Source organism: Stenotrophomonas sp. GL_101 (genome assembly GCF_057835675.1).
In genome coordinates this window covers 4,360,739-4,374,726 of record NZ_CM174432.1, presented here as the reverse complement: position 1 = coordinate 4,374,726, position 13,988 = coordinate 4,360,739, and the positions used below count along the sequence as shown (strand labels likewise).

The window sequence follows — 13,988 nt, the reverse complement described above, 5'->3', positions numbered from 1 at the left end:
AGCGCCGGGCCCTGCCCGGCGGTTCATCCCCGGCCCCGCCAGGACATCCAACGATGACCACCTCCACCACCGCCCGCGGCTACCAGACTGGATTCGGCAACGAGTTCGCTACCGAGGCCGTGCCGGGCGCGCTGCCGATAGGCCGCAACTCGCCGCAGCGGGTGGCCCATGGCCTGTATGCCGAGCAGCTCTCGGGCACGGCATTCACCGCTCCGCGCGGCAGCAACCGGCGCAGCTGGTTGTATCGGATCCGTCCGGCGGTGTCGCACGGCGAATTCAGCGCGTATGCGCAACCGCAACCGCACCTGCACGGCGATTTCGCGCAGGGTACGGTTTCGCCGAACCAGTTGCGCTGGGACCCGTTGCCATTACCTGACGCGCCCACCGATTTCGTCGATGGCCTGTACACCATGGGCGGCAACGGCGCGCCCGATGCGCACCATGGCGTGGGCATCCATCTGTATGCGGCCAATGCCGACATGCAGGGCCGCTATTTCTACAACGCCGATGGTGAGCTGCTGATCGTGCCGCAGTTGGGCCGCCTGCGGTTGCTGACCGAGTTGGGCGTGATCGACATCGAGCCGCAGCAGATCGCGGTGGTGCCACGCGGCGTGCGCTTCCGTGTCGAACTGCCCGACGGGCAGGCGCGTGGCTATATCTGTGAAAACTTCGGCGCGCTGCTGAAGCTGCCCGACCTGGGCCCGATCGGGTCCAATGGCCTGGCCAATCCGCGTGATTTTGAAACGCCTGAAGCCGCTTACGAGAACCTCGACGGCGACTTCGAGCTGATCGCAAAATTCGGTGGCCAGTTGTGGCGTGCGTCCCTGGATCATTCGCCGCTGGACGTAGTCGCATGGCATGGCAACTACGCGCCATACCGCTACGACCTGCGCCGCTTCAACACCCTCGGCTCGATCAGCCACGACCATCCGGACCCGTCGATCTTCCTGGTGCTGCATTCGCCCAGCGACACACCTGGCACCAGCAACATGGATTTCGCGATCTTCCCGCCACGCTGGCTGGTAGCGCAGAACACCTTCCGTCCGCCGTGGTTCCACCGCAACATCGCCAGCGAGTTCATGGGCCTGATCCACGGCGCGTACGATGCCAAGGCCGAAGGCTTCGTGCCGGGTGGGTCCTCGCTGCACAACTGCATGAGCGGCCACGGCCCGGATGCGGTCACATTCGAAAAGGCCTCGGCGGCCGACCTGAGCAAGCCCGATGTGATCAAGGACACCATGGCCTTCATGTTTGAAACCCGCGGGGTGATCCGGCCCACCGCGCAGGCGATGGATGCCACGCACCGGCAGCGTGGGTACCAGCAGTGCTGGGCGGGGTTGAAGAAGCACTTCACGGGATGATCGGAATGCGGTGTCTGCATTGGCCGATACCGCGCTGGTGTCACGCGGCCTGGTAGTGGAAGCGAAGCGAGGCAGTCAGCACCACGCCCGCTTCGACGCGGTAGACCGCACGATGCTCCTGGTCGATGCGCCGCGACCACCATCCTGGCTGGTCGAACCGAAGCCGTTGCGGCTTGCCTATACCTTCGTAGGGGGTGCGGACAATGGCTTTCAGCAGGGTATTGATGCGTGCGACCTTGCGCTTGTCCGCGTGCTGCCAGTGTAGATAGTCCTCCCACGCCGCATCGGAGAACGGCAGCCTCACTCGATGAGCTCGCGCGCGGTGCCTCCGCCTGCGTCGAGCTGCTCAATCGCGGTCGCCAAGCGGGCCGCGTTGGCCGGTGAGCGCAACAGATACACGGTTTCTTCGATGGAGCGGTAATCCTCCAGCGACATCATCACCACGGCCTTCTGTCCGCTGCGGGTGATGGTGACCGGTTCGTGATCATTGATGACGCGATCCATTGTTTCAGCCAAAGCGGCACGCGCCGCGCTGTAGGTCAGGAGCTGCATGGTCGATGCCTCCGCCGGGCTTGTACAGAAAATCGTACGCATCGATCTGGCGAGGTCAATTGACCTTGTGGGAGGTGGTCGCTCGACGGAGAATTGCGATAGTCGCAATCAATCAAAACCACGGCATCCAGAGAGTATCAAGCTGACGCAGTGGATGCCGTGGCCAGCTGCGGCGCATGTTCGATAGGCAACACCTCCAGCATCCGCTGCCGCACGCGCTCGGCATATCCAGTAGAAGTCAGTGTCGGCAGCGCATCCAGGGCGGTGCACAGTGCAGCGAGCACGGTGTCGTCGCTGCGTGCCTGCTGCAACGCGTGCAGCAGTGCGGCCGCGTGCGGGTGCCGCTGCAGTTCGAGGATGTCGAGTAGGTAGATCCGCGCAGCGACCAGCGAGCGGCGGCGTTCGGTGACCGGTGCGGCGGCAACGGTTGCCATGGTTGCGGCATTGGCAGGGCGCGCGGCGGGCGCGGGTTCGGCCGGCGCGGTCGATTGCAGGTACCCGGCCTGGATCAGCTGGATCACCATCGCGGACGCTTCCGGCCCGATCATGGCGGTGAGCTGCGGCAGGTCGCGTTGGCCGTCGCACAGGATCAGCAGGCGGCGCTGGCGCATGTCCAGGGGCGCGCGGTGGGCCTGCAGGGCGGTACGGGCGAGGTCGGTCTTGCGCGGTTGCATGGGCGGGGGTCGTTGCGGTGCAGGCCGAGCCTGAACGCGGCAGGTGAAACTGCGATGACAGCCACGCCAGTGCATGCAGCCAGTGCACGGTGATCGCGCTAGGCTGCCCTGCATCGACCGGAGGACTGCACATGAAACAGCTGGGAAGCGTTCTGGCACTGGGTATCGTCTTGGCGTTGGGCGGCTGCGACCGCACTCCTGAAACCCCGTCCAGGGATGCCGAGGCCGCGGTGCCGACGCCGGCCGAGGCGCCCGCGGCCGCGCCCGCTGCAACGCAGGACCCGGCTGCCACCGGCCCGGCCCGGCTGGATGGCTACGGCCCGCTTGCACTGGGCAGCACGGTGCAAGCGGTGCGCGCGGCCTGGAAGCAGCCGCTACGCGGCGAGGTGCCTGACGACTACTGCCACGCACTGCGGCCCGAGGGTGCACAGGCCGATGACGTGATCCTGATGATCGAAGGCAAGCGCCTGGTCCGCTACGACGTGCGCAACGACCGCATTACCGCACCCGGTGGCGGTAAGGTCGGCATGTCGCTGGGGCAACTGCAGACGCTGTACCCCGATCGGGGTGATATCACCGCGCACAAGTACGACGAGAAGGGCCATAACCTGCGCGTGCGTCCGGCCAGCGAGGGTGGGGCGATCGTCAACTTCGAGATCAACGGCGACGATACCGTCACCGCCTGGCGCGTGGGCCAGCCCCCGCAGGTGGATTACGTCGAGGGCTGTTCCTGAGGCCCTCTCACCCCACGCACCCCGACTGGCCCTAGAATCGGCTCACGCCTGACTGCCGGACCTTCCCGATGATCGCTGCCACCGCTTGGTTCCTGCTGGGTCTGCTGCTGCTGGCATTGGGCGGGGATTCGATCGTCAAGGCAGCCTCCGGCCTGGCCCAGCGGCTGGGTGCCTCGCCGTTCGTGGCAGGCCTGCTGCTGGTGGCCTTCGGCACCTCGTTGCCGGAACTGGTGGTCAACGCACGCGCCTTCGTGGTGGGAGCCGAAGAACTGGCATTGGGCAACGCGGTGGGCAGCAACATCGTCAACGTCGGCCTGACCCTGGGCCTGGCCGCACTGGCGGCACCGCTGCTGGTCCGCGCGCGGCTGTTGTCGCCGATGCTGGTGCTGCTGGCGGTGGCCAGCCTGGCGCTGATCGTGTTCGGCCTGGACGGGGTGGTCACGCGCTGGGAAGGCGGCCTGCTGCTGCTGGGCTTCGTTGCCATGATGGTGTTCGTGCTGCGCCGCGCACGGGGGGAGTCCGAGCCGGTGCGCGAGGCCATTGCCGGCTATGCGATGACCCGCACCGGGGTGTTCCTCAATATCCTCCGGCTGTTGTTCGCCGGGCTGTGCCTGTACTACGGCGCGCGCTGGATCGTGCAGGCGGCGCCGGTGTTCGGCGCGGGCCTGGGCTGGTCGCCGCTGCTGGTGGGCCTGTTGCCGGTGGCCATCGGCACCGCATTGCCGGAAGTGGCCGCGGCCATCGCCGCGGCGCGGCGCGGGCAGGGTGACATGGTGCTGGGCCACGTGATCGGCTCGAGCCTGTTCAACCTGCTGGTGGTGGTGGGCGGCATGGCGGCCTTGCGGCCGCTGGCCCTGCCCGAGTCGTTCGTGAAGCTGGAACTGCCGGCCGCGATCGCCTTCGTGCTGGTGCTGTACCCGATGCTGCGCGGCGACCTCACCATCAGTCGCCGCGAAGGCGCGGTGTTGCTGGTGGCATTCCTGGGCTGGGTGGCGCTGGAGCTGGCACTGGTCTGGGGCGGCTGAGAGGCAGTGTCGGCGACCGTCGCGCCCCGGCGGTAGAGCCGACCGTTGGTCGGCTGCACCAATCCACGCCCGGTAGAGCCGACCGTTGGTCGGCTGCGCGCATCGTGCCGAAGAGCAGCCGACCAACGGTCGGCTCTACCGGGTCTGTTCGCCTTCCGGGCGCGGGGGCGGCAGCTGTTCTTCCTTGGCGGTTTCATGGCCGGGCAGGCTGGGGCGTTTTCCCATCATCAGCGACAGCGCCGCCTTGGCCATCATGTGTGCGCTGATGGGTGCGGTGATGAACAGGAACACGGTGATCAGCAGCTCGCGCGGCTGCGGATCTTCGCCCAGGAAGATGTGGTAACACACCGATCCCACCAGCACGCAGCCCACGCCCAGCGTGCTGGCCTTGGTGGGTGCATGCAGGCGCTTGAAGAACGTGGACAGCTTCACCAGCCCCAGCGCGCCGACCAGGATGAAGAAGCAGCCGAACAGCAGCAGGATCGACAGCACGATCTGGATGAAGGTGATCATTCGACGATGTCCCGGCGCAGCACGAACTTGCTCAGCACCACGGTGCTGCCGAAGCCGAGCATGGCGATGATCAGCGCGGCCTCGAAATATACCGCCGAGTTGAGGTACATGCCGAACAGCATCAGCTCGGCGATGGCGGTCACCGACAGCGTGTCCAGGGCCAGGATGCGGTCGGGCACGGTCGGGCCGCGCAGCAGGCGCCAGGTGGCCAGCAGCATGGCCAGGCCAACCACGTGCATGCACACCACCATGGTGGTCTGGATGAAGGTGAAACCAGTCATGGGAAGATCTCCATCAATGGCGCTTCGTAGCGCGTCTTGATCTGCCGGATCAGTTCGTCCGGATCGTCCAGGTGCAGCACGTGCACCAATAGGTGCCGGCGGTCATCGGACAGCGCCGCCGACACCGTGCCCGGGGTCAGCGTGATCATGCTGGTCAGCGCGGCGATGCCATGGATGTTTGCGATGTCCAGCGGCAACCAGATGAAGCCGGGATGGATGCGCCGTTCCGGGCCGAGCACCTGGATGGCCACGCGGATGTTGGACACCAGGATGTCCCACAAGGTCACGCAGATCAGCTTGGGCAGTGGCTTGAGCGAACCGATGCGGGCGAACTCGCGGTCCAGCCGGGCGGCGAACAGCGGCACCACCACGCCCAGTACCAGGCCAAGCACGAACTGGCCGAGGGTGAAGCTGTCGGACATCAACAGCCAGAACGCCACCACCATCACGCTCAACGATGGCGAGGGAATCAGCCGCTTGAACAGCGAGGGTCTGCGCGTCATGGCTGGCGGATCTCCGGCGTGGTGGCGCGCAGTTCACCCACATACCCGGCCGGCTGCAGCAACTGCCGGGCCATCGCATCGGTGTGCTGCATCAGCGGATTGGCGAACACGCTCATGCCGATGCCATAGACCAGCAGCAGCGCGGCGGCGAACAGTTCCACCGTGCGGGTGGGCGCCTTGCGCGGCGGCGGTACACCTGCTTCCTGCGCGGGCACGCGCCAGAACAGGCGGATGCCGGCGCGGGTGATGCCGATGATGACCATCAGACTGCTGCCCAGCACTGCCGTCCAGACCACGCCGGTGTACTGCGCCGGCATCCCGGCCAGCAGCGCGGCCTTGGCCAGGAACCCGGACAACGGCGGCAACCCGGCCACGGCGACCGCACCAATCAGGAACAGCACCGCCGGGGTCTGTTTGCCCGGCATCGGCGCGATGATCTCTTTCCTGTCGCTGGCACCGCCACGGCGGCGACGGATCAGGTCGGCGACCAGGAACAGCGCGGCAGCCACGAAGGTGCTGTGCGGCAGGTAGTACAGGCCGGCCGACAACACGGCAGGCGTGCGGATCGCAAAGGCGATGAACAGCGTGGCGGCCGACACCACCACCAGGTAGGAAATCATCACCCGCAGGCGCGCGGCGGCCAGCACACCCAGCCCGCCCAACACCAGCGTGGCCACGCCGGCCCACAGCAGCCAGTCGCTGCCGTAACCGGCCATCGGACCGGCGTCTTCACCGAACCACAGCGTGCTGACCCGCAGCACCGCATACAGGCCTACCTTGGTCATGATCGCAAACAGCGCGGCCACCGCCGCCGGGGCGCGCGCATAGGCCTCGGGCAGCCACAGGTACAGCGGCATCAGCGCGGCCTTGCTGCAGAACACCAGCAGCAGCAACCCCATGGTCGCCTTGACCAGCACCAGGTGCGAGGGCGGTACCTCGGCGATGCGCTGCGACAGCTCGGCCATGTTGAGCGACCCCAGCGAGGCGTACAGCAGGCCGAGTGCGATCAGGAACAGGGTCGAGGCGGTGACGTTGAACACCACGTAGTGCAGGCCGATGCGCATGCGCAGGCCGCGCCCGCCGCTGAGCAGCAGGCCGTAGGAGGCGATCAGCATCACCTCGAAGAACACGAACAGGTTGAAGATGTCGCCGGTGAGGAACGCACCGTTCAGGCCCACCAGCTGGAACTGGAACAGGGCGTGGAAGTGCGGCGCACGCCGGTCCCAGCCCGAGCACGCATGCAGCAGGCAGGGAATGGCCAGCAGCAGCGTGGTGACCAGCATCCAGGCCGACAGCCGGTCGGCGACCAGCGCGATCCCCAGCCGCGAGGGCCAGTCGCCGAGCAGGTACACCGCGATGCTGCCGTCGGCGGTCTGCGCAAACAGCAGCGCCACCGCCGCGGCCAGCGCGGCCAGCGTGGTCCATGCCACCGCGCGCTGCACCCGGGGCCCATAGCGGCGGTGCTCGACGAACAGCGAGCAGGCCGCGCCGAACAGCGGGATCAGGATCGGCAGGATCACCGCATGGTTCATGCGCCGCCCTCCCGGCCCGGGGCCGTATCGGCAGGCGCCGGATCGGGCGCTTCCTCGTGCGCGTCGACGTGGTCGCTGTGGTTGTCGCTACGGCTGCGCATGGCCAGCACGATGCTCACCGCGGTCATCGCAAAGGCGATCACGATCGCGGTCAGCACCAGCGCCTGCGGCAACGGGTCGGTGTAGTTGCCCAGATTGCTGTCGATCCCTTCGCGCAGCACCGGTGCCTTGCCCGACACCACCCGGCCACCGGCGAAGATCAGCAGGTTGGTCGCGTAGGACAGGAAGGTCATCCCGAGGATCACATCGAAGGTGCGCGCACGCAGCAGCAGGTAGATGCCGATCGCACTCAATACGCCGATCGCGCTTGCCAGGGCCAGTTCCATCAGTGCATCTCCCCGGTCTTGGCCGAACGTCGGTTGGGATCGATCTCGCCCTTGCGGGCATTGCGGGTGCGCGAGGGCTTGATCGTGCCCATCATCGACAGCATCAGCATCGCCCCGCCGAACACCACCAGGTACACGCCGGTATCGAACCCGATCGCGCTGGCCAGCGGTACCTCGCCGATCAGCGGAATGTGCAGGTCCAGGTGGCCGCTGGTCAGGAACGGCACGCCGAACAGCATCGATGCGCTGCCACTGACGATGGCGATCAACAGGCCGGCGCCGATGCAGCGGATGTAGTCGAAGCCGAACCGCGATTCCACCGAGGTGGTGCCCTGGATGACGTACTGGATCAGCAGCGGCACCGCCAGCACCAGACCGGCGATGAAGCCACCACCGGGCGCGTTGTGGCCGCGCAGGAACAGGAAGATCGATACGGTCAGGGTGAGCGGGAACATGATCTGGGCCAGATCGGCCGGCACCGGCAGCTTGATCGGCGGGCCCGGCATGATCTGCTCCGGTGCCATCCGCGAGCGTCGCAGCATCGCGTGCACCACCAGGGCGGCGATACCGAACACGGTGATCTCGCCGAACGTATCGAAGCCGCGGAAGTCCACCAGGATCACGTTGACCACGTTCTGCCCGTAAGCCTCGGGCAGCGCACGCGCGACCAGCTCGCCGGCCATCGTGTTGGGCGGCAGGGTCATCGCGGTATAGGCCAGCGCGGCCAGGCCACCGCCACCGATCATCGCGATCACCGCATCGCGGCGCTTGCGCCAGCGCGAGTGTTCCGGGGGCGACTGCGCAGGCAGGTAGTTCATGCCCAGCAGCATCAGCACCAGGGTGACCATTTCCACCAGCAGCTGGGTCAGCGCCAGGTCCGGTGCGGACAGGAACACGAAGGTCAGCGACACCATCAGCCCGACCCCGCCCAGCACCAGCACCGCCAGCAGGCGTTGCCGGTAGACGAACAACGCGCTCACCGCGCAGCCCATCATCACCAGCCACAGGGCCCAGCCCAGCAGCGGAATCGGCTGCGGCGAGGGCCAGTTCGGCGAACCGGGGTCGGCCAGGAACGGCGCGGCCGCAACGATGATCGCCACCACCACCAGCGCCATCAGCATGCGCTGCAGGCTGCCGTTGGCCACTGCCTGGGTCAGCCGGTGGGCGAAGCCGAACACCAGGTCCAGCTGCTTGTGGAACAGGTTGCGGCCGAGGGTGCGGGTCACTACCGCGTGCAGGTTGATCAGGCGGCGCAGGCCGAAGTACAGCGCGATGCCGCCGATCACCCCGGCGATGCTCATCATCAGCGGCGTGTTGAAGCCGTGCCACACCGACAGGCTGTAGGCGGGCATCGCCGGGCCCAGGATCGACGATGCGGCCGCGTGCAGCACCGGGGCGATGGTGATCGCCGGGGCCACGCCCACGGCCACGCAGACCACCACCAGGATTTCCACCGGCACCTTCATGAAGCGCGGTGGCTCATGCGGCACGCGGTCCAGATCGTGCGGGCCCTTGCCGAAGAAGGTGTCGTGCACGAAACGCAGGCTGTAGGCCACGCCGAACACGCCGGCCAGCAGCGCGGCGATCGACATCGCGATGCGCATGGTCTCCGGGCCGCCGGCGCTGAGCGCCTCGGCGAACAGCATTTCCTTGGACAGGAAGCCGTTGAGCAGCGGAATGCCGGCCATCGCCAGCGAGGCGATGATCGCCAGCGCACTGGTGAAGGGCATCAACCGGCGCAGCCCGCCGAGCTTGCGCATGTCGCGGGTGCCGGTTTCGTGGTCGATGATGCCCGCGGCCATGAACAACGACGCCTTGAAGGTGGCGTGGTTGAGGATGTGGAACACCCCGGCCACCACCGCCATCGGCGTGGACAGCCCGAACAGCATCGTGATCAGGCCCAGGTGCGAGATGGTCGAGTAGGCCAGCAGGCCTTTCAGGTCATGCTGGAAGATCGCATTCCAGGCGCCGATCAGCAGGGTGATCGCACCGATGCCGCTGACCGTATAGAAGAACAGGTCGGTACCGGCCAGCGCCGGATGCAGCCGCGCCAGCAGGAACACGCCGGCTTTGACCATCGTGGCCGAGTGCAGGTAGGCCGACACCGGGGTGGGCGCGGCCATCGCGTGCGGCAGCCAGAAGTGGAACGGGAACTGCGCGCTCTTGGTGAAGATGCCCGCCAGCACCAGGAACAGGGCATAGGGATAGAGCGCGCTGGCGCGGATCAGATCACCGCTGGCCAGCACCACGTCCAGTTCGAAGCTGCCCACGATGCGCCCGATCAGCAGCACGCCGCCGAGCAGGGCCAGGCCACCGCCACCGGTGACCACCAGCGCCATCCGCGCACCTTCGCGCGCATCCTGGCGGTGTGACCAGAAGCCGATCAGCAGGAACGAGCTGATGCTGGTCATTTCCCAGAACACCATCAGCAGCAGCAGGTTGCCCGACAGCACCATGCCCAGCATGGCGCCCATGAACAGCAGCAGGTAGCAGTAGAAGCGGTGGGCACTGTCGCGCGCGCTGAGGTAGTAGTGCGCATACATCACCACCAGCGCGCCGATGGCCAGCACCATCCCGGCGAACATCCAGGCCAGCCCGTCCAGGCGCAGCGAGAAGGCCAGCCCGATCTGCGGCAACCACTGGCCGACACTGCGCACGACCCCGCCATCGAGGATGTCAGGGGTCATCGTGGCCAGCAGCACCAGCCCGCCCAAGGGAGCGGCCGCGGCCAACCAGGCGGCCGTGGAGCGGGAGGTGTGGCGGAATGAGGCGACCGCCACGGCCATCAGGAAGGGCAGGGCGAGCAGCAGGAGCAGGCTTGGATTCATGCAGGGAATGCGGGATTCACGAGCAGGTCGTTTAGTCTAACAGGCAGGCAATTGTTGCCGATACACCCGAATAAGCCACCAATTGCATGTAACGTGCGTGATTCATTTTTTCAGGCCTCGTATCGTCCCCATTCGAGACTGTTCAAGCCCGTATGGATCGGTGCCGCCCACTTTGCCGTTTCTGGTCCCTCGTGAAGGTTCCGGCCCAGCAATGGCAGGGGCTGCGCGGGGTCGGCCGATGACGCGCACATGAACAGATTGCCGGTTCCACATGCCGCCCATGACGATGCTGGACGCCTCGCCGTGGCGCGCCCGTGAGCATCCCTCTCGTTCAGAAAAAGCGTCGGCCGCCCCCAACCCGCCTCACCGGGTCAATAGCGCCAGCCCAGCGCCCGGTAGCCTTTGGCCATCACCCAGGCCGGGCCGATCAGCAGGTAGGTCAGGTCGGTCAGGAAGCTGGGCTTGCGGCCTTCCAGCTTGTGGCCGACGAACTGCGCGATCCAGGCCACCACGAACACCGCGATGGCGGTCTTCAGCAGCCCGCCCAGGCCGAGTTCCGCTTCCAGCAGGCGGCACAGGCAGCCGCACACGAAAAACAGCACCAGCATGCCGATGCCCAGCGGGCGTGACATCCGGTTGTACCAGCACCACGCCGCGAACATCCCCATCGCTGCCCAGATCCCGTTCTGGAACCAGGTGATCAGCGGCGGCAGGCACCACAGCAGCGCCACCACCGACCACAGGATCGCCGGCACGGCCACCACGTGGATGCGCTGGTTCAGCGCGTTGCGGTGGTCGTCGGAATAGCTGGCGAAGTAGCGGTCGATCGGGCGCGCGACGGTGGTGGTGGCCATGTTCCCTCCCAGGAATCGGCACAGCATACCGCCCCCAACCCGTAGAGCCGACCGTTGGTCGGCTGCCCTGTATCGGCGCCCGGCATCGACAACGGCGTTCCCCGGCTGGCGGCCGGGGAACGCCGTGGCGGTCAGTCGACCGAGATCCCCGCCAGGCGCTGCAGCGCTTCGGCGTACTTGGCGCGGGTGCGCTCGATGATCGCGGCCGGGATGCTCGGACCCGGGGCGGTCTTGCCCCAGTCCAGCGTTTCCAGGTAATCGCGCACGAACTGCTTGTCGTAGCTCGGCGGGCTGGTGCCCACCTCGTACTCGTCAGCCGGCCAGTAACGCGACGAATCCGGGGTCAGCATCTCGTCCATGATGTACAGGCGACCATCGGCATCGGTACCAAATTCGAACTTGGTATCGGCCAGGATGATGCCGCGCTCACGGGCGTAATCGGCGGCGAACTTGTAGATGCGCAGGGTGGCATCGCGCACGCGCTCGGCCAGGTCCACACCCACGGCCTTCACCATCGCATCGAAATCGATGTTCTCGTCATGGTCGCCGACGGCGGCCTTGGTCGAGGGAGTGAAGATCGGTTCGGGCAGCTGTTCGGCCTGGCGCAGGCCATCGGGCAGGTCGATGCCGCTGACCTTGCCGGTGCGCTGGTAATCCTTCCAGCCGCTGCCGATCAGGTAGCCGCGGGCAATCGCCTCGACCGGTACCGGCTTGAGCTTGCGGGTGACCACCGCGCGGTTGGCGTACAGCGCCGGGTCGACGCCGTCGGGCAGCACGCTGGCCACGTCGATGCCGGTCAGGTGGTTGGGCATCAGGTGCGCGGTCTTGGCGAACCAGAAGTTGGAAACCTGGCAGAGCATTTCGCCCTTGCCCGGAATCGGATCGGGAAGCACCACGTCGAAGGCCGACAGACGGTCGGTAGCGACCATCAGCAGGTAGTCCCCCGGCGGAGTGCCGGCGGGGAGCCGGTCGCGCGGAATGTCGAAAACATCACGCACCTTGCCGCGATGGCGCAAGGGCAGGCCGGGGAGATCGGATTGCAACAACGTGGTCGGCACGGGCACTCCTGAGGCTTCGTCATGACAGCTGTCCAGGGGGACCCGAGGGCCCGCACAGACAGCGGGCGGCCTAGTGTAAAGCCGGTTGGGCCCGCTGTGACGTAAAATGAGGATCCTTTATTGCCACGGCCGCCCTGACGACCATGCGCTGGTACGGAAAACTGCTCGGATTCATCGCCGGGGCCCTGTTGTTCAGGCCCAACCCGCTGTTTGGCGCCGTGGTCGGCCTGCTGATCGGCCATGCCTTCGACGCCGACTGGTTCCGCCTGAACAAGGAGAACCCCTATCGCGAGCTGGGGCTGACCTCCGAGGCCACCGATGCGGAGGTCGACCTGGCCTACCGCCGGCTGATGTCCCAGTACCACCCCGACAAGGTCATCGGCGCCGCCCCCGAGCTGCGCCAGCAGGCCGAGCGCAAATCGCGCCAGCTCAATGCCGCCTACGACCGCATCAAGACCCTGCGCAAGCGCTGATCGCGCGCGGCGCCCCCTCTCCACGTACTGAAGGCCCCGGCCATGTCCAACTGCATCATCGCCCCCTCAATCCTGTCCGCCAATTTCGCCCGCCTCGGCGAGGAAGTGGACAACGTGCTCGCCGCCGGTGCCGACTGGGTGCACTTTGATGTGATGGACAACCACTACGTGCCCAACCTGACCATCGGCCCGATGGTGTGCCAGGCACTGCGCAAGCACGGGGTGACCGCGCCGATCGACGTGCACCTGATGGTGGAGCCGGTGGACCGCATCATTCCGGACTTCGCCGAGGCCGGTGCCACCTACATCAGCTTCCACCCCGAGGCCAGCCGCCACGTGCACCGCACCATCCAGTTGATCCGCTCGCTGGGCTGCAAGCCGGGCCTGGTGCTCAACCCGGCCACCCCGGTGGACATCCTGGACTGGGTGCTGGACGATCTGGACCTGGTGCTGGTGATGTCGGTCAACCCGGGCTTTGGCGGCCAGGCGTTCATTCCCTCGGCACTCGACAAGCTGCGGGTGATCCGCAAGAAGATCGATGCCAGCGGCCGCGACGTGCGCCTGGAGATCGATGGCGGAGTGAAGGCCGACAATATCGGCGCCATTGCCGCTGCCGGTGCTGACGCCTTCGTGGCGGGCTCGGCGATCTTCAACGCCAACACCAGCTACCAGGACACGATTGCGCAGATGCGCGCCAATATTGCTGCGGCGCGGGGCTGAGCCATGGCGAAGACGACGGTGACCATCCGCAAGGCCATCGCCGACGATGCCGCGCTGATCCTGCGCTTCATCGTCGAGCTGGCCATCTACGAAAAGGCGGAATCGTCGGTGCAGACCGACGAGGCGGGCACCCGCGCCAGCCTGTTCGGCCCGGACGCAAAGGCGCATGCGCTGGTATGCGAAGTGGATGGCAACCCCATCGGCTACGCCGTGTACTTCTACAACTATTCCACCTGGCTGGGCCGCAACGGCATCTACCTGGAAGACCTGTATGTCAGCCCGGAAAGCCGCGGCAGTGGCGCGGGCAAGGCGCTGCTGCAGCACATTGCCCGCATCGCGGTAGCCGAGGGCTGCGGGCGGTTCGAGTGGTCGGTGCTGGACTGGAACGAGCCAGCCATCAACTTCTACGAAGCCGCCGGCGCCAAGCCACAGAGCGAGTGGACGGTGTACCGGATGGAAGGCGAGGCGCTGCAGGCGTTTGCGGCTGGCTGACA

The 13,988-nt window shown here is 66.7% G+C and carries 17 protein-coding genes; 6 read left to right on the top strand and 11 right to left on the bottom strand.

The genetic code is table 11. The features are described from left to right. Window positions 1–53 precede the first annotated feature (53 nt). On the top strand, window positions 54–1,361 hold the full coding sequence (gene hmgA, locus AC3IR9_RS19270; protein WP_489292771.1) for a homogentisate 1,2-dioxygenase: 1,308 nt from the start codon (window positions 54–56) through the stop codon (window positions 1,359–1,361). Between the two features lie 40 nt (window positions 1,362–1,401). Here the strand turns inward: hmgA and AC3IR9_RS19265 are convergent, their stop codons facing one another. The 3 genes from AC3IR9_RS19265 to AC3IR9_RS19255 all read right to left on the bottom strand — a co-directional run bounded on the left by AC3IR9_RS19265 (window position 1,402) and on the right by AC3IR9_RS19255 (window position 2,587). Continuing rightward, window positions 1,402–1,665, bottom strand: a complete 264-nt coding sequence (locus AC3IR9_RS19265) for a Txe/YoeB family addiction module toxin (RefSeq protein WP_489292770.1) — start codon at window positions 1,663–1,665, stop codon at window positions 1,402–1,404. Further along, the gene (locus tag AC3IR9_RS19260) at window positions 1,662–1,913 is read right to left on the bottom strand and encodes a type II toxin-antitoxin system Phd/YefM family antitoxin (RefSeq protein ID WP_489292769.1); all 252 of its coding nucleotides are present in this window, start codon (window positions 1,911–1,913) and stop codon (window positions 1,662–1,664) included. The genes AC3IR9_RS19265 and AC3IR9_RS19260 overlap by 4 nt, the downstream gene beginning before the upstream one ends. 137 nt (window positions 1,914–2,050) lie before the next feature. Then, a complete protein-coding gene (locus AC3IR9_RS19255) occupies window positions 2,051–2,587 on the bottom strand; it encodes a hypothetical protein (RefSeq protein ID WP_489292767.1) in 537 nt (178 codons plus the stop codon). A 131-nt stretch (window positions 2,588–2,718) separates the two neighbouring features. Here AC3IR9_RS19255 and AC3IR9_RS19250 point away from each other — a divergent pair, with 131 nt between their 5' ends. Then, window positions 2,719–3,321: a hypothetical protein gene (locus AC3IR9_RS19250; RefSeq protein ID WP_489292765.1), complete on the top strand. Its 603-nt coding sequence runs from the start codon at window positions 2,719–2,721 to the stop codon at window positions 3,319–3,321. Between the two features lie 68 nt (window positions 3,322–3,389). Continuing rightward, entirely contained in the window at window positions 3,390–4,346 is a 957-nt protein-coding gene (locus tag AC3IR9_RS19245) for a sodium:calcium antiporter (RefSeq protein WP_489292764.1), read from the top strand. 135 nt (window positions 4,347–4,481) lie between these two features. Here AC3IR9_RS19245 and AC3IR9_RS19240 read toward each other — a convergent pair whose 3' ends face one another. From AC3IR9_RS19240 to AC3IR9_RS19205, 8 genes are all read right to left on the bottom strand, one after another. Beyond that, window positions 4,482–4,859 (bottom strand): Na+/H+ antiporter subunit G, encoded by a 378-nt coding sequence (locus AC3IR9_RS19240; protein ID WP_489292762.1) that lies wholly within the window; start codon window positions 4,857–4,859, stop codon window positions 4,482–4,484. Then, complete coding sequence (locus AC3IR9_RS19235; protein ID WP_489292761.1) at window positions 4,856–5,140, bottom strand: K+/H+ antiporter subunit F; 285 nt, start codon at window positions 5,138–5,140, stop codon at window positions 4,856–4,858. The genes AC3IR9_RS19240 and AC3IR9_RS19235 overlap by 4 nt, the downstream gene beginning before the upstream one ends. Continuing rightward, window positions 5,137–5,643, bottom strand: a complete 507-nt coding sequence (locus AC3IR9_RS19230; RefSeq protein WP_489292759.1) for a Na+/H+ antiporter subunit E — start codon at window positions 5,641–5,643, stop codon at window positions 5,137–5,139. The genes AC3IR9_RS19235 and AC3IR9_RS19230 overlap by 4 nt, the downstream gene beginning before the upstream one ends. Beyond that, window positions 5,640–7,175 (bottom strand): monovalent cation/H+ antiporter subunit D, encoded by a 1,536-nt coding sequence (locus AC3IR9_RS19225; RefSeq protein ID WP_489292757.1) that lies wholly within the window; start codon window positions 7,173–7,175, stop codon window positions 5,640–5,642. Before AC3IR9_RS19225 ends, AC3IR9_RS19230 begins: the two co-directional genes overlap by 4 nt. Continuing rightward, window positions 7,172–7,561, bottom strand: coding sequence for a Na+/H+ antiporter subunit C (locus AC3IR9_RS19220; RefSeq protein ID WP_489292756.1), 390 nt, complete (start codon window positions 7,559–7,561; stop codon window positions 7,172–7,174). Before AC3IR9_RS19220 ends, AC3IR9_RS19225 begins: the two co-directional genes overlap by 4 nt. Further along, the gene (locus AC3IR9_RS19215; RefSeq protein ID WP_489292755.1) at window positions 7,561–10,389 is read right to left on the bottom strand and encodes a monovalent cation/H+ antiporter subunit A; all 2,829 of its coding nucleotides are present in this window, start codon (window positions 10,387–10,389) and stop codon (window positions 7,561–7,563) included. Before AC3IR9_RS19215 ends, AC3IR9_RS19220 begins: the two co-directional genes overlap by 1 nt. A gap of 371 nt (window positions 10,390–10,760) precedes the next feature. Continuing rightward, window positions 10,761–11,243 (bottom strand): Mpo1 family 2-hydroxy fatty acid dioxygenase, encoded by a 483-nt coding sequence (locus tag AC3IR9_RS19210; protein ID WP_489292754.1) that lies wholly within the window; start codon window positions 11,241–11,243, stop codon window positions 10,761–10,763. 131 nt (window positions 11,244–11,374) lie between these two features. After that, a complete protein-coding gene (locus AC3IR9_RS19205; protein WP_489292752.1) occupies window positions 11,375–12,301 on the bottom strand; it encodes a phosphoribosylaminoimidazolesuccinocarboxamide synthase in 927 nt (308 codons plus the stop codon). A gap of 143 nt (window positions 12,302–12,444) precedes the next feature. On the opposite strand from AC3IR9_RS19205, the gene AC3IR9_RS19200 reads away from it, so the two are divergent. Genes AC3IR9_RS19200 through AC3IR9_RS19190 form a run of 3 tightly spaced genes read left to right on the top strand, consistent with a single transcriptional unit; the run spans window position 12,445 to window position 13,986 of the window. Further along, on the top strand, window positions 12,445–12,774 hold the full coding sequence (locus AC3IR9_RS19200; protein ID WP_489292750.1) for a J domain-containing protein: 330 nt from the start codon (window positions 12,445–12,447) through the stop codon (window positions 12,772–12,774). Window positions 12,775–12,816: 42 nt separating this feature from the next. Further along, a complete protein-coding gene (rpe, locus tag AC3IR9_RS19195; protein ID WP_489292748.1) occupies window positions 12,817–13,494 on the top strand; it encodes a ribulose-phosphate 3-epimerase in 678 nt (225 codons plus the stop codon). A 3-nt stretch (window positions 13,495–13,497) separates the two neighbouring features. Continuing rightward, complete coding sequence (locus AC3IR9_RS19190; RefSeq protein WP_489292747.1) at window positions 13,498–13,986, top strand: GNAT family N-acetyltransferase; 489 nt, start codon at window positions 13,498–13,500, stop codon at window positions 13,984–13,986. Window positions 13,987–13,988 lie beyond the last annotated feature (2 nt).

Bases quoted from the DNA above. Each gene is read 5' to 3' on its own strand.
- hmgA (WP_489292771.1), top strand. From the start codon at position 54: ATGACCACCTCCACCACCGCCCGCGGCTACCAGACTGGATTCGGCAAC.
- AC3IR9_RS19260 (WP_489292769.1), bottom strand. From the start codon at position 1,913: ATGCAGCTCCTGACCTACAGCGCGGCGCGTGCCGCTTTGGCTGAAACA.
- AC3IR9_RS19255 (WP_489292767.1), bottom strand. From the start codon at position 2,587: ATGCAACCGCGCAAGACCGACCTCGCCCGTACCGCCCTGCAGGCCCAC.
- AC3IR9_RS19250 (WP_489292765.1), top strand. From the start codon at position 2,719: ATGAAACAGCTGGGAAGCGTTCTGGCACTGGGTATCGTCTTGGCGTTG.
- AC3IR9_RS19245 (WP_489292764.1), top strand. From the start codon at position 3,390: ATGATCGCTGCCACCGCTTGGTTCCTGCTGGGTCTGCTGCTGCTGGCA.
- AC3IR9_RS19240 (WP_489292762.1), bottom strand. From the start codon at position 4,859: ATGATCACCTTCATCCAGATCGTGCTGTCGATCCTGCTGCTGTTCGGC.
- AC3IR9_RS19235 (WP_489292761.1), bottom strand. From the start codon at position 5,140: ATGACTGGTTTCACCTTCATCCAGACCACCATGGTGGTGTGCATGCAC.
- AC3IR9_RS19230 (WP_489292759.1), bottom strand. From the start codon at position 5,643: ATGACGCGCAGACCCTCGCTGTTCAAGCGGCTGATTCCCTCGCCATCG.
- AC3IR9_RS19225 (WP_489292757.1), bottom strand. From the start codon at position 7,175: ATGAACCATGCGGTGATCCTGCCGATCCTGATCCCGCTGTTCGGCGCG.
- AC3IR9_RS19220 (WP_489292756.1), bottom strand. From the start codon at position 7,561: ATGGAACTGGCCCTGGCAAGCGCGATCGGCGTATTGAGTGCGATCGGC.
- AC3IR9_RS19215 (WP_489292755.1), bottom strand. From the start codon at position 10,389: ATGAATCCAAGCCTGCTCCTGCTGCTCGCCCTGCCCTTCCTGATGGCC.
- AC3IR9_RS19210 (WP_489292754.1), bottom strand. From the start codon at position 11,243: ATGGCCACCACCACCGTCGCGCGCCCGATCGACCGCTACTTCGCCAGC.
- AC3IR9_RS19200 (WP_489292750.1), top strand. From the start codon at position 12,445: ATGCGCTGGTACGGAAAACTGCTCGGATTCATCGCCGGGGCCCTGTTG.
- rpe (WP_489292748.1), top strand. From the start codon at position 12,817: ATGTCCAACTGCATCATCGCCCCCTCAATCCTGTCCGCCAATTTCGCC.
- AC3IR9_RS19190 (WP_489292747.1), top strand. From the start codon at position 13,498: ATGGCGAAGACGACGGTGACCATCCGCAAGGCCATCGCCGACGATGCC.